This window comes from Limnohabitans sp. JirII-31 (genome assembly GCF_002778315.1).
Lineage (GTDB): Bacteria > Pseudomonadota > Gammaproteobacteria > Burkholderiales > Burkholderiaceae_C > Limnohabitans.
The window spans coordinates 88,244-102,472 of the sequence record NZ_NESA01000010.1; the positions used below are offsets into that span (position 1 = coordinate 88,244).

At 57.8% G+C, this 14,229-nt stretch carries 11 protein-coding genes; 4 read left to right on the plus strand and 7 right to left on the minus strand.

Annotation, left to right across the window (positions count from 1 at the left end):
• The first annotated feature begins 11 nt into the window (after positions 1-11).
• Positions 12-881, plus strand: a complete 870-nt coding sequence (asd, locus tag B9Z41_RS13045; protein WP_100147504.1) for an archaetidylserine decarboxylase — start codon at positions 12-14, stop codon at positions 879-881.
• Here asd and B9Z41_RS13050 read toward each other — a convergent pair.
• The 6 genes from B9Z41_RS13050 to B9Z41_RS13075 form a co-directional block, all read right to left on the minus strand.
• On the minus strand, positions 875-2,368 hold the full coding sequence (locus B9Z41_RS13050; RefSeq protein WP_100147505.1) for an AMP nucleosidase: 1,494 nt from the start codon (positions 2,366-2,368) through the stop codon (positions 875-877). The two genes, asd and B9Z41_RS13050, sit on opposite strands and share 7 nt — an antisense overlap.
• A gap of 64 nt (positions 2,369-2,432) precedes the next feature.
• Entirely contained in the window at positions 2,433-3,617 is a 1,185-nt protein-coding gene (locus tag B9Z41_RS13055; RefSeq protein ID WP_100147506.1) for an ATP-binding protein, read from the minus strand.
• Positions 3,618-3,663: 46 nt separating this feature from the next.
• Positions 3,664-6,957: a fused isobutyryl-CoA mutase/GTPase IcmF gene (gene icmF, locus B9Z41_RS13060; RefSeq protein ID WP_100147507.1), complete on the minus strand. Its 3,294-nt coding sequence runs from the start codon at positions 6,955-6,957 to the stop codon at positions 3,664-3,666.
• A gap of 122 nt (positions 6,958-7,079) precedes the next feature.
• Positions 7,080-9,047 carry a TRAP transporter large permease subunit gene (locus B9Z41_RS13065; protein ID WP_100147508.1) on the minus strand — a complete coding sequence of 656 codons (1,968 nt, stop codon included), beginning with the start codon at positions 9,045-9,047 and terminating at the stop codon, positions 7,080-7,082.
• Positions 9,044-9,709 carry a TRAP transporter small permease subunit gene (locus B9Z41_RS13070; RefSeq protein WP_100147509.1) on the minus strand — a complete coding sequence of 222 codons (666 nt, stop codon included), beginning with the start codon at positions 9,707-9,709 and terminating at the stop codon, positions 9,044-9,046. Before B9Z41_RS13070 ends, B9Z41_RS13065 begins: the two co-directional genes overlap by 4 nt.
• A gap of 69 nt (positions 9,710-9,778) precedes the next feature.
• The gene (locus B9Z41_RS13075) at positions 9,779-10,891 is read right to left on the minus strand and encodes a TRAP transporter substrate-binding protein (RefSeq protein ID WP_100147510.1); all 1,113 of its coding nucleotides are present in this window, start codon (positions 10,889-10,891) and stop codon (positions 9,779-9,781) included.
• Between the two features lie 182 nt (positions 10,892-11,073).
• Here B9Z41_RS13075 and B9Z41_RS13080 point away from each other — a divergent pair, with 182 nt between their 5' ends.
• Genes B9Z41_RS13080 through B9Z41_RS13090 form a run of 3 tightly spaced genes read left to right on the plus strand, consistent with a single transcriptional unit; the run spans position 11,074 to position 13,540 of the window.
• Entirely contained in the window at positions 11,074-11,505 is a 432-nt protein-coding gene (locus B9Z41_RS13080; RefSeq protein ID WP_100147511.1) for a rhodanese-like domain-containing protein, read from the plus strand.
• A gap of 14 nt (positions 11,506-11,519) precedes the next feature.
• On the plus strand, positions 11,520-12,302 hold the full coding sequence (locus B9Z41_RS13085; protein WP_100147512.1) for a type III pantothenate kinase: 783 nt from the start codon (positions 11,520-11,522) through the stop codon (positions 12,300-12,302).
• A 53-nt stretch (positions 12,303-12,355) separates the two neighbouring features.
• On the plus strand, positions 12,356-13,540 hold the full coding sequence (locus tag B9Z41_RS13090; protein ID WP_100147513.1) for a M20 aminoacylase family protein: 1,185 nt from the start codon (positions 12,356-12,358) through the stop codon (positions 13,538-13,540).
• A 39-nt stretch (positions 13,541-13,579) separates the two neighbouring features.
• Here B9Z41_RS13090 and B9Z41_RS13095 read toward each other — a convergent pair whose 3' ends face one another.
• Positions 13,580-14,227 (minus strand): TetR/AcrR family transcriptional regulator, encoded by a 648-nt coding sequence (locus B9Z41_RS13095; RefSeq protein WP_100147514.1) that lies wholly within the window; start codon positions 14,225-14,227, stop codon positions 13,580-13,582.
• Between the last annotated feature and the right edge of the window lie 2 nt (positions 14,228-14,229).

Consider the following 14,229-nt stretch of genomic DNA (forward strand, 5'->3'; position numbering starts at 1 on the left):
AAATCCGAACGATGAACGAAACCCTCACCGTGCTCTTGCAGTACCTGCTGCCCAAACAAGCCTTGACCGTGTTTGCGGGCACTGTGGCCCGTGCCCAAGGCGGACGTTTCACCCACGCTTTGATTCGTTGGTTTGTGCGGCGCTACCACGTCAACATGGACGAGGCTGCACAGCCCGACATCACGCACTACGCCAGCTTCAACGATTTCTTCACCCGCGCCCTGAAACCCGGCGCTCGCCCTTTGGCCAACGCAGACTTCGTGTGTCCCGTGGATGGCGCCATCAGCCAGCTCGGGCACATCGAGGGCGACCAAATTTTTCAAGCCAAGGGGCATCACTACAGCACCCAGGCTTTGGTGGGGGGCGACGCAGCATTGGCCGCGCAGTTTGCGGATGGCGAGTTCGCCACCATCTACCTCAGCCCCAAGGACTACCACCGCATCCACATGCCCAGTGCAGGGCGCTTGCGCCGCATGATCCATGTGCCGGGCGATTTGTTCTCGGTCAACCCGGCCACCGCACGCGGTGTGCCTGGCTTGTTCGCACGCAACGAGCGCGTGGTGTGTGTGTTTGACATGCCGGCTGCCCTGGGTGCCAAGCCACAGCAGTATGTGTTGGTACTGGTAGGAGCCACCATCGTGGGCAGCATGGCCACGCCTTGGCATGGGGTGGTCAACCCGCCACGCTCAGGCAAAGTCCGCGATTGGAGCTACAACGACCAAGACATCCACTTGCGTCAAGGCGAAGAAATGGGCCGCTTTTTGTTAGGCTCCACCGTTGTCTTGCTCTGGCCCAAGAACACCATGGCGCTCAACCCCGACTGGCAAGCTGCACGCCCTGTGCGTTTGGGCGAGAAGATGGGCGACGCGGCCGCTTATTGAAACGCCACTTCTGCAAAGCTGCGCAACTTGCGGCTGTGCAGTTGTGCCGGGCCTTGCTCGCGCAGCAGCTCAATGGCGCGCATGCCAATGCGCAGGTGCTGGTCCACACGCTCGCGGTAAAAGTGGTTGGCCATACCGGGTAGCTTGATCTCGCCGTGCAAGGGCTTGTCACTCACGCACAGCAGCGTGCCGTAGGGCACCCGAAACCTGAAACCATTGGCGGCAATGGTGGCGCTTTCCATGTCCAGCGCCACAGCGCGGCTTTGGCTGAAGCGCCGCTGGGGCGTGTTGTTGGGCAGCAGCTCCCAGTTGCGGTTGTCGGTGCTTGCCACCGTGCCGGTGCGCATGATGCGTTTGAGTTCTGCACCTTGGCACTGCGTGACATCGGCCACGGCGCGCTCCAGCGCGACTTGAATCTCGGCCAGCGCAGGAATGGGCACCCACAGGGGCAGCTCTTCGTCCAGCACATGGTCTTCACGCACATAGCCGTGGGCCAACACGTAGTCGCCCAACTGTTGTGTGTTGCGCAGGCCCGCGCAGTGGCCCAACATCAGCCACGCATGGGGGCGCAGCACGGCAATGTGGTCGGTGATGTTTTTGGCGTTGGCAGGCCCCACCCCAATGTTGACCATGGTGATGCCCGCGTGGCCTGGGCGCACCAAGTGGTAAGCCGGCATTTGCGGCAAGCGCGGGGGAACTTTGCCGAGTGCATCGTTCGCTTCGACAGACATACCCACACGCCGTGTCACCACATTGCCGGGTTCCACAAAGGCCACGTAGTCGCTGTTGGGGTCTTGCATGGCGGCGTGACCCAGGCGCACAAATTCGTCAATGTAAAACTGGTAGTTGGTGAACAGCACGTAGTTTTGAAAGTGCTCGGGGCTGGTGCCGCTGTAGTGGCGCAGGCGTTGCAGCGAATAGTCCATGCGTGCTGCGGTGAACAAGGCCAGGGGCTGGTGCTCGCCCGCAGCGGCTTCAAACGTGCCGTTGGCAATGCCGTCGTCCATGGCGGTGAGGTCGGGCAAGTCAAACACCTCGCGCATTTGCTGGCGCCGTTCAGCACTCATCTCACCTTCGATGTGGTCATTCTCAGCAAACGAAAAATGCACGGGGATTGGCTGGTGGCTCACCCCCACTTCCAAGGGCACATCGTGGTTTTGCAACAGCAAGCGAAACTGTTCGCGGTAATAGTCGGCAAACAAATCAGGTCGCGTCAGCGTGGTTTCGTAGCGTCCTGGTTCGGCCACAAAGCCGTAACTCAGATGGGCACTGTCACTGCCTTTTTTCAAGGCGCCTTGTTGGGTGTGGATGCGCACAAACGGGTAATAGGCGCGCACCCGCTGTGGGAAATCTTGGCCTGCCACGAACTGCTTCATGGCCAAACGCAAATGGTCTAGGCTGGTTTGGTACAGCGCTTGCACTTGTGCCAGTGCGCTGTCGGCGTCGGTGTGACGGGTGGGGGCGATGAAAGGGGGGCGAATGCTCATGCTCTGATGTTAAAGCTGACATGTGACGACATCGTGGACGACAAGCCGTTTGGCGTGAAGTTGCTCAATCTTTTCTTGTGGCCGAAGGGCCGTTGATTGAACGGCTGAGATACGCAGGGATGGCCAAGGGTGAAATCACCTCCACATGGTTGGCCATCGTCCAACCCTCTTTGACAGGCGCGACCACATAGGCTTTGTCAACGCCGATGTCTTCGCAGGCTTGCCAGAAGCCTTTGCTCACCTTAGGCGCAGAAGAAAATTTAATTTCAAACCCAATGGTTTGGCTGCCGGTTTCGACCACCACGTCAAGTTCTGCCCCAGCAGCTGTTCGATAAAAAGAAACGCTGGCACCGACGGGCAGATGGTTGCAAATTTGCTCGATGCAAAACCCCTCCCAAGAGGCGCCTGTGATTGGGTGACCCATCATGTCATGAGTGTCGCGTATGCCCATGAGGTAATGGAGCAATCCGCTGTCACGCACATAAATTTTGGGTGATTTCACCAGCCTCTTACCGAGGTTGGCATGAAACGGTTCTAGTCGGCGCAACATAAGGCTTTGCACCAAATGGTCAAGGTACCGTGTCGTGGTGGGTGCGGATACGCCAAGCGACGTCGCAATGCTGGATGCATTGAACAACTGGCCATGCAAGTGCGCCACCATGCGCCAAAAGCGTCGCATCAGTTCTGGCTCAACGTTGATTCCGAGCCCTGGTAGGTCTGTGTGCAGAAAGTGTCTGACAAAAGCATCGCGCCAAAGCCAAGATGCCTCATCGCCAGCGGCTGTGTAGCTATTTGGAAACCCTCCGCGCAGCCACAAGGTTTGGATATCTGCAAACTCTTGATGCACTTCACTCAATAGCAAAGGAGCCATGTCGACCAAAGCCAAACGGCCCGCTAACGATTGCGATTGCTGAAGCAGTTTGAACGAAGCCGAGCCAAGAATAAGGAATCGGCCATTGCGGCGGTCCGCATCGATTTCACCGCGCATCGTGCTGAACAATTCTGGGGCGTTTTGAATTTCATCCAAAACAATCAGCCGATGGCGATTGGCTTGAAAAAAAACATCCGCCTGCTCCAGTTTGGCGCGTGCTTGGTGCGTTTCTAAGTCGAGGTAGATGGACTGCGGGAATTCAGTCGCAATTTGCTGTGCCAGTGTGGTTTTGCCGATTTGGCGAGCGCCCAAAATGGCAACTGCTGGACTCCAAGACAGTTGATTGCGAATTTCTTGCGAAGATTTTCGAGTAAACATCCTTGCATATTAAACATGCCACATTTAAAATGCAAGGATAATTTTTCTACATATTGCGCCGGTACTGCCCACCCACCTCAAACAAGGCGTGGGTGATTTGACCGAGTGAGCACACGCGCACCGCGTCCATCATCACTTCAAACACATTGGCGTTGTCGATCACGGCTTGTTGCAGACGTTGGAGTTGAACCGCAGCCTCTGCTTGGTGACGGCGGTGGAAGTCGTTCAAGCGTTGCAGCTGGCTTTGCTTTTCGTCGTCGGTGGAGCGGGCCAGCTCTAGCTTGTCCATCACTTGTTCGCCATGCGGATTGCGGAAGGTGTTGACGCCAATGATGGGCAGCTCGCCCGTGTGCTTGAGCATTTCATACGTCATCGATTCGTCTTGAATCTTGCCGCGCTGGTAACCCGTCTCCATGGCACCCAACACGCCGCCACGCTCGGCGATCTTCTCAAACTCCGCCAGCACAGCTTCTTCCACCAATTCGGTGAGTTCTTCGATGATGAACGCGCCTTGGTTGGGGTTTTCGTTTTTAGCCAAGCCCCATTCGCGGTTGATGATGAGCTGAATCGCCATGGCGCGACGCACCGAGTCTTCGGTGGGCGTGGTGATGGCTTCGTCAAACGCATTGGTGTGCAAGCTGTTGCAGTTGTCGTAAATCGCAATCAGCGCTTGCAGCGTGGTGCGGATGTCGTTGAACTGAATCTCTTGCGCATGCAGCGAGCGGCCTGAAGTTTGGATGTGGTATTTCAGTTTTTGCGAACGTTCATTGGCGCCGTATTTCTCTTTCATGGCCACCGCCCAGATGCGGCGTGCCACGCGGCCCATCACGGTGTACTCGGGGTCCATGCCGTTGCTGAAGAAAAAGCTCAGGTTGGGTGCAAAGTCATCCACGTGCATGCCACGCGCCAAATAGGCTTCCACAAAAGTGAAGCCGTTGGAGAGGGTGAACGCAAGTTGCGAAATCGGGTTGGCCCCCGCCTCGGCAATGTGATAGCCGCTGATCGACACGCTGTAGAAGTTGCGCACTTGGTTGTGCACAAAGTACTCGGCAATGTCGCCCATCACCTTGAGCGAAAACTCGGTGCTGAACAAACAGGTGTTTTGGCCTTGGTCTTCTTTCAAGATATCGGCTTGCACCGTGCCGCGCACGTTTTGCATCACCCAGGCACGGATCTTGGCGGTCTCGGTGTCGGTGGGCTCACGGCCGTTGTCGAGTTTGAATTTGGCCAGGTGTTGGTCGATGGCGGTGTTCATGAACATCGCCAAGATCGAAGGCGCAGGCCCGTTGATGGTCATCGACACGCTGGTGGTGGGCGAACACAAATCGAACCCGTCGTACAACACCTTCATGTCGTCGAGCGTAGCCACGCTCACGCCCGAGTTGCCCACTTTGCCGTAAATGTCGGGGCGCAAGTCAGGGTCGTTGCCGTACAGCGTGACCGAGTCAAACGCGGTGCTCAAGCGCTTGGCGGGCATGCCCTCGGACAGCAGCTTGAAGCGGCGGTTGGTGCGAAACGGATCACCTTCACCGGCGAACATGCGGGTGGGGTCTTCGCCCTCGCGCTTGAAGGCAAAGGTGCCGGCGGTGTAGGGGTAGCTGCCAGGCACGTTGTCGAGCATCAGCCATTTCAAAATTTCGCCGTGGTCTTCGTACTGCGGCAAGGCCACTTTGCGGATGGCGGTGCCACTCAACGACTTGGTGGTGAGTGCGGTGCGAATTTCCTTGTCGCGGATTTTCACCACGTATTCGTCACCCGCGTAGGCGGCTTGCATGTCGGGCCACTGCGCCAACAGTTTGCGCTCTGTGGTTCCTAAGTTTTCTTCACGCGCAAATGCCAAATCGGTGGCGGCTTCAGACGCTTTGGCACGGCCTGGCTTGCCCTCGGCCAGCATGCGCGCGGCTTCACGCAGTTGCTGAATTTCGCGGGCCAGTTTGGCCTGCGCACGCGCGCGCTTTTTGTAGCCGCGCACGGTGTCGGTGATTTCGGCCAAATAGCGCGTGCGCGCTGCGGGCACCACCGGCGTTTGGTTGGTGCTGTGGCGTACGCCCACCACGGGCAAACGTCCTGGCTTGAAGTTCAGGCCCAAGGCCGAGAGCCGCACCTTCAGGGCTTGGTACAGCGCGGTCACGCCGTCGTCGTTGAAGCGCGCCGCCATGGTGCCAAACACCGGCATTTCTTCGGTGGGGGTGTTCCAGGCCTCCTGGTTGCGTTGCACTTGCTTGGCCACATCGCGCAGGGCATCGCTGGCGCCTTTGCGGTCAAACTTGTTGATGGCCACAAACTCGGCAAAGTCGAGCATGTCAATTTTTTCCAGCTGGCTGGCGGCGCCAAACTCGGGCGTCATCACGTACATGGGCACGTCCACGTGCGGCACGATGGCGGCGTCGCCTTGGCCAATGCCGGAGGTTTCGACAATGATCAAGTCAAAGCCCGCACACTTCGTGGCAGCCAACACATCGGGCAAGGCCGCGCTGATTTCGCTGCCAAAGTCACGCGTGGCTAGGCTGCGCATGAACACGCGTGCGCCGTTGCGCCACGGGCCAATGGCGTTCATGCGGATGCGGTCGCCCAGCAAAGCGCCACCGCTCTTGCGGCGAGACGGGTCGATGGAGATCACCGCAATGCGCAGGCTGTCGTCTTGGTCCAAACGGATGCGCCGCACCAACTCGTCGGTCAACGACGACTTGCCCGCACCACCCGTGCCCGTGATGCCCAACACAGGCACTTTGTGTTGACTGGCTTCTTGCCGCACAGCGTCCAGCAACTTGGCGTCCAGGCTGCCGTTCTCTAGCGCGGTGATCATTTGGGCCAGCGCACGCCAGGCCATTTCGTCATCGCCTTGGATGGCCTTTACCTCGCTGGGTGCGTAGCTCGACAGATCTTGGTCGCAGCGCATGATCATTTCGCCGATCATGCCTTGCAAGCCCATTTTTTGACCGTCTTCAGGGCTGTAAATGCGCGTCACGCCATAGGCTTGCAGCTCGCGAATTTCGGGTGGCACGATCACACCGCCGCCGCCGCCAAACACCTGGATGTGTGCGCCGCCACGGCTTTTGAGCAAATCCACCATGTACTTGAAGTACTCCACATGGCCGCCTTGGTACGAGCTGATGGCAATGCCTTGCACGTCTTCTTGTAGCGCCGCTGTCACCACCTCGTCGACCGAGCGGTTGTGCCCCAGGTGAATCACTTCAGCGCCCATGCCCTGCAAGATGCGGCGCATGATGTTGATGGCGGCGTCGTGCCCGTCAAACAAGCTGGCTGCTGTGACAAAGCGCACTTTGTGCGTGGGCTTGTAGTTGGCCAGGGCTTTGAATTCTGCGGACAGGTCGGTCATAGGGTGTCTCCGTGCTTTACGTTTACGTAAACGTCAATCATAGCGTCGTATCTGAAAAATGCATCCAATGCGGCGCATAAAAAAAGCCGCGCCCTGGGCGCGGCTTGAAAGGTCGGTGCAAGTTATCGGCCGCCGTACAAGTAATTTGGCAACCACAAGGTCAGACCGGGCCAGATGTACATCAAGACCATGCACAAGATCACGATCAACATGTAGGGCATCATGCCCGCGAAGATCTGATTGATGGTCACATGTGGCGGCGACACGCCCTTGAGGTAGAACGCCGACATGGCCACGGGTGGCGACAAGAAGGCTGCTTGCAAGTTCACAAACACCAACACGCCCCACAGCATGGGGTCAATCTGGAAGTGGTTGAGCAGGGGCAAGAAGATAGGCACAAAAATCACAATGATCTCGGTCCACTCTAGCGGCCAACCCAGCACAAAGATGATGGCTTGCGACAGCAGCATGAACTGAATCGGCGACAGGTTCATGGCCATGACCCATTCTTCCACCAAGCGTTGGCCACCCAAGATGGCAAACACCGCAGAAAACAAGGCCGAGCCCACGAACAGCCAGCACACCATGGAGGTGGTCTTGGCGGTCAAGAACACCGCTTCTTTGATGCGCTCAAAGTTCAACGAGCCCGAAGCCCACGCCATCAAGAAAGCGCCTGCCGCTCCCACAGCGGCAGACTCGGTGGCGGTGGTGATGCCCAGCAGAATCACCCCCAGGACCACCAAGGTCAGCACGCCCAAGGGCATGACCGACTTGACCAGCATGTTCAAGATTTCAAACTGTTCGCCATTGAACCCCTTGTAGTACCACGCCAGCAGCAGCACCAGCAGTGCGGCGGCGATCCAGAACCCCGTGTAAAAGCTATCGGGTACGGGTTCGGTCTTAGGCGCGTCTGAGGTGTCGCCGTCGCCCAGGGCTTGCAACGGGGCGTCGGTTTCGGCCTCTGCCGGTGTGTCGGCTTCAGCGCCCGGAGGGGCTTGCACACCGTTATCGCCCGAGGCTTGCGCCACCGACTCACTGCCTGGTGGTTCGGACACACCACCTGTGCTCTTGGGCTCTTGGGCCCCGGGTGGTTCTGCTAAGCCGCCACTCGGTGCGGCCACGCGCTCGGTGGTGGCGACTGTAGGTGCTGCAACTTGGGCCACGCTCGCTTGCGCAGCCGCGTTGTTGTCGGCTTGCGAGTAAATCACCACGTACCACCACACAGCGCCCAAGCTGACGATCACCATGAAGACGGGCACCAGGCTCATCATCAAGCTCTTGAACAACAGTGACCAGCTCACGCGCAACTCAGCCACTTGAATTTGCAACGCACGGCTGGGTGCCAGCGTGGCTTTGATCAAGGTGGGCAACATGCGCTCTGAATACATCCCTGTGAGTTTTTGAATCCAGGGCGACACCGGTGCGTGCAATTGCTCTTCAGGTAACTTGGGTGCGATCTTGGGGTCAATCAGCACCCAGCCAATGACATAGACCAAATACAAGAACGCCAAAAAGAAGCCGGGGAACATGGCCGCTGCGTATAGCTTGACCACCGACTGACCAGCCACTGCGGCGTACACAATGATCATGACCGACGGCGGAATCAAAATGCCCAGCGTGCCACCAGCCGTGATCACGCCTGCTGCCAAGCGCGTGTCATAGCCTGCGTTGAGCATGGGGCGCATGGCAATCACGCCCATGAGCACCACCACGGCGCCTACCAAACCACTGGCAATGCCCCAGAAGGTGCAAATCACCAAGGTGGCCACCGCCAATGAGCCTGGCAAACGGCGGAACGCCAGCTGCACGCTGTGGAACATTTTGTCCACCAGTGCGCCACGCTCCATCACATAGCCCATCAGCACGAACAGCGGAATCGACAGCAAGGTGTCGTTGGTCATCGCTCCGAACGTGCGTTGCACCATCAGGTTGAACACCTTGTTGTCCAGCCATGGTTGGCTGGGGTCGTAAAAAGCGGTGAAGCCAAACACCATGCCCAAACCCATGAGGGTGAAGGCGGTTGGAAAGCCCATCATGATCACCACCACGATGAGGCCCAACATGGTCAGGCCGAGTGCGGGATCGCTCATGGCTGACCTCCAGTCGATGAGCCCCTTTGGTGGGCTTCCTCGTCAATGCTTTTGGCGCGTGCAATGGCATCGCGCTTGGCATCGTCGTCCACATAAATGCTGTTGGCCAGTTGTTGCTCGACCACGTCAATCTCGTCGGCATCTTTCAAGCGCTCGGGCCATGCGCCGGTGCGCAAGCACACCACGCAGCGCACGATTTCAGCCACGCCTTGCATCAGCACCGTCAAGCCAGCCAAAGGGATGATGGCTTTGAAGGGGTACAGCGGCAGTGGGTCGGCATTGAAGGTGTGTTCGCGAATTGCTACCGAGTCCGCGGCGTAGGTCCAACCTGCCCAGGTCAAGGCGATCACGCCAGGAATGAAGAACAAGATGTACAGAACCAAGTCCAGCGACGCTTGCGTGCGCGGTTTAGCGCTGCCATAAAAGAAGTCGCCACGCACATGGCCATCTTGGCTCAACGTATAGGCACCGCACATCATGAACAGCGTGCCGTACATCATGTTGCTGGCGTCAAAAATCCAAGCGGTGGGGGCATTCAAGGCGTAGCGCTTGAAAACCTCCGCCACCACCAAAAGCATCAAGGCCACGATCAGCCATGAGAAGGCTTTGCCCACCCAGGTGCTGATGTGGTCTGCTGTGTGCAGCAGTTTGAGAGTGTTCATATCAACCGTTCAGAAAAGAAGAAAACCCATCCGGGGTTGCCGAATGGGTTGAGCAGGTGAAGGCCGTGATCAGGCCTTTTTAGCGTTGAAGTAACGGTTGTAGGCCATTTTGAAGTCGACCATGTAGTCGTTCTGCCATTGGCCCGCACGTGCCGCAAACGCGCGCTGCGAGTCCATGACCTTCTTGAACTGGGGGTTCTCGGCAGACTTCTTCTCCACCACCTTGTCCCAAGCATCCAGCTGGGCTTTGAGGATGGCATCAGGTGTCTTGTAGAACTTGATGCCTTGCTTTTTCATCTCTTCGTAGTCTTTGGAGTTGCGTTCAATCGCTTTCCAGCTCATCTCGGCAGAAGACGCCGACACGGCCACATCAATGATGGATTTGAGTTCAGCGGGCAGTGCACTGAGCTTGCCTTTGTTGAACAAGATCTCAAACTGTTCGCCGCTTTGGTGGAAGCTTTGCAGCATGCAGTTTTTAGCCACATCCGGAAAACCCAACACGCGGTCTGACGACGCGTTGTTGAACTCTGCCGCGTCAATCAGGCCGCGGTCGAGGGCCGGCACAATTTCGCCACCCGGCAGTGGGTTCACCGCAGCGCCCAGTTCGGTGAAGATGTCGACCGCCAAGCCCACAGTACGGTACTTCAGACCTTTCAGGTCGGCCACTTTGGCGATAGGCTTTTTGAACCAACCCAGTGGTTGGGTGGGCATGGGGCCGTACACATACGACACCACGTCGATGTTGAGCGACTTGTAAATTTCTTCCAGCAGCTGTTTGCCGCCTCCGTACTGGTGCCATGCCAACACCATGTTGGGATCCATGCCAAAGGCCGGGCCCGAACCCCACAGCGCCAAGGCGGTGCTCTTGCCGTAGTGGTAAGCCAGCACGCCGTGGCCACCGTCGAGCGTGCCCTTGTTGACCGCATCCAGCAACTGGAAAGCTGGCACCACCGCACCAGCGGGCAACACTTCAATTTTCAAACGACCACTGGCCATGTCGTTGACTTTTTTGGCAAAGTCATTGGCGTACTCATGAAAGATGTCTTTGGCTGGCCAGGTGCTTTGGAAGCGCAACGAGGTGGTTTGTGCGCGCGACACCATGGGTGCAGACATGGTGCCTGCTGCGACAGCGGCACCCTTCAGTACGTTACGGCGGGCAGTTGTTTTCTTGCTCTCGGTCATGCAGTTGTCTCCTGATTGTTTGTCTTCAACGTTGAATAGACACTTTCATTTTTGGGCTTTTTCACAAACCTGATAGGCGGGTTTTCACTAGCCAGATTCATCTAATTCATTCGATCTGTCGCCTTGGAGTCTTGTTGCTGGTCTCTATACTTCGTCTCACTCTAAAAAGCATACGTTCGACCATGACCAAAACCGAGCAACCAGGCCTTCACCACGCTGTTCCCGCACAGGGATATGCCGGTGATGTGTCGCCACAACTGGCCCACCAATGGGTGCTGTCGGGCGAGGCTGTGCTGGTGGATGTGCGCACCGACGCAGAACGCGAATGGGTGGGCTTTGTGCCGGGTGCGGTGCCCTTGGCCTGGAAGCAATGGCCGGGCATGGCCATGAACCCGCTGTTCGATGACGGTGTGCGTGCCGCAGCACAAGGCAAAAAAGTGCTGTTGCTGTGTCGCAGTGGCGTGCGTTCTATTGCTGCGGCCAAGCGCGCCACGGAACTTGGGGTGGAGGCCTACAACATTCTGGAAGGCTTCGAGGGCGACCCAGATGCGCACGCCCACCGTGGGCGCATAGGCGGCTGGCGCTTTCGCAACTTGCCCTGGCAGCAAAACTGAGTCGTGCAAACGCCATGACATTTCTCGCACTCGATGTCGGCAACACCCGACTGAAATGGGCCTTGTACGACAACCCGGCACCCGGGGCGCACTTGCTTGGGCACGGTGCCGTATTTTTAGAAAACATTGACCGCTTGTCAGATGAAGATTGGCGGCATTTGCCAGAACCCACCCATATGCTGGGCTGCATCGTGGCAGGTGAAGCCATTCGCCGTCGCGTGGAAGAGCAGTTGGAGTTGTGGGACTTCACGCCCCATTGGGCGGTGTCATCCTCTGCTGAAGCAGGAGTCACCAATGGGTATGACCATCCCACCCGTTTGGGGGCCGACCGGTGGGTGGCCATGATTGGTGCCCGCGCACGCATGTTGCGCCAATACCCTGACGCACCACCTCGACCCTTGGTGGTGGTGATGGTGGGCACGGCGGTGACGGTGGAGGCTATCGATGCCAGCGGCAAATTTTTGGGCGGCATCATTCTGCCCGGGCACGGCATCATGCTGCGTGCGCTGGAGTCGGGCACGGCGGGCTTGCGTGTTCCCACGGGCGATGTGACCGAGTTCCCCACCAACACCAGCGACGCACTCACCAGTGGTGGCACCTTTGCCATTGCGGGGGCGGTGGAACGCATGGTGCAGCATGTTCGTCAACACTGCGGTGCAGAACCGGTTTGTTACATGACGGGGGGCGCAGGCTGGAAAATGGCGCCCAGCATGTCGGTGCAGTTTGAGTTGATCGACAACCTTATTTTTGATGGCTTGCTTGAAATTGCACGCCATCGCTTGGGGCATCACCTCTGAATAGGCAATAGCCCTGCGTGGCAAATGGCTGGACGAGCGGCTAGACTGGCAGCATGAAAGTCCTTGATTCATTGGTCACACAAGCGGCCAGCATCAGCGCTCTGCGCCGCGACATCCACGCCCATCCCGAACTCAGCTTTGAGGAGTTGCGCACTGCCGATGTGGTGGCGCAAAAGCTCACCGAATGGGGCATCCCTATCCACCGTGGCATGGGCAAAACGGGCGTGGTCGGCATTCTCAAAAACGGCAACAGCAACCGTGCTATTGGCCTGCGTGCCGACATGGATGCCTTGCCCATGCAAGAGTTCAACCAGTTTGCCCACACCAGCCAGCATCCCGGCAAGATGCACGCCTGCGGCCACGACGGCCACGTGGCCATGCTGTTGGCGGCAGCGCAACATCTGTCGCAACACAAAAACTTTGATGGCACGGTGTATTTCATTTTCCAACCCGCAGAAGAAGGCGGTGGTGGCGCGCGTGAAATGATGCAAGACGGTTTGTTTGACGCGTTCCCCATGCAGGCCGTGTTTGGGATGCACAACTGGCCTGGCTTGGCAGTGGGGCAGTTTGCTTTGAGCCCAGGGCCTGTCATGGCCTCCAGCAACGAATTCAAAATCACCATCCACGGCAAAGGCAGCCATGCTGCATTGCCACACAACGGTGTGGACCCGGTGCCTGTTGCGTGCCAAATGGTGCAGGCTTTTCAAACCATCATCAGCCGTAACAAAAAGCCTGTGGATGCGGGTGTGATTTCGGTCACCATGATCCACACCGGCGAAGCCACTAATGTGGTGCCCGACCACTGTGAAATGCAAGGCACCGTGCGCACCTTCAGCCTGGAAGTGCTAGACCTCATTGAGCAACGCATGCGCGACGTGGCCCAGCACACCTGCGCCGCCTTTGGTGCCACTTGCACCTTTGAGTTCGAGCGCAATTACCCACCCACGGTGAACCATCCCGCTGAAACCGCATTTGCTCAGCAAGTGATGGCCGGCATCGTCGGTGAGTCGGGTGTGCTGGTGCAAGAGCCCACCATGGGGGCTGAAGACTTTTCGTACATGCTGCAAGCTGTGCCTGGCGCTTATTGCTTCATCGGCAATGGCGACGGCGTGCACCGCGAGATGGGCCATGGCGAAGGCCCGTGCACCCTGCACAACCCCAACTACGATTTCAACGACGAACTCATCCCACTAGGCGGCACCTACTGGGTACGCCTCGTTGAACAGTGGCTGAGTTAATTGGGGTCAGAGTTAATTGGGGTCAGAACCCAATTAATTTCAATAGGCGGCGAGTAACGCTGCCAAGTGCTGCTTGTGTGCACCTGTCGCGTAGGGCAGCAACAAGCCCAGCACATGTTTGGCGCCTCTGAGCAACGACTTCTCTGCACTTTCGGGCTCCAGCGCGTGACGTGGATCGCGCACATATTCGTAGCTCAACCACCACGTGAGCATCACCACCATGTGGGTCGCCGTCACTTCGCGCTCTGAAGCGTTCATCGACAGCGCTTTGGCATGCTCAAGGCCGTCCAGCACAGCGCGAAACGCGGTGGTCTTGTGCAGCAGTGCGTCTTTGATGTGCGTTTCTAAGCGTCGGTTTTTGCTGAGTAGGTCGTTCAGATCACGGTACAAAAAGCGGTATTGCCAGACCAATTCAAACAAGGTGTGCATGAAGAACCATGCGTCTTCTACATCGTGCACGCCGGGTGCAGCGCCTAGCAATTCTTGCAACGCTGACTCGTAGCGCATGAACAGCGCATTCACCAACTCCTCTTTGGCGGGGTAGTGGTAATACAGATTGCCGGGGCTGATGTTGAGTTCAGCCGAGATCAACGTGGTGGACACGTTGGGTTCGCCAAACCGGTTGAACAGCTCCAGCGTGACTTCTAAAATTCGCTCAGCGGTGCGGCGGGGCGCCTTCTTTGCCATGG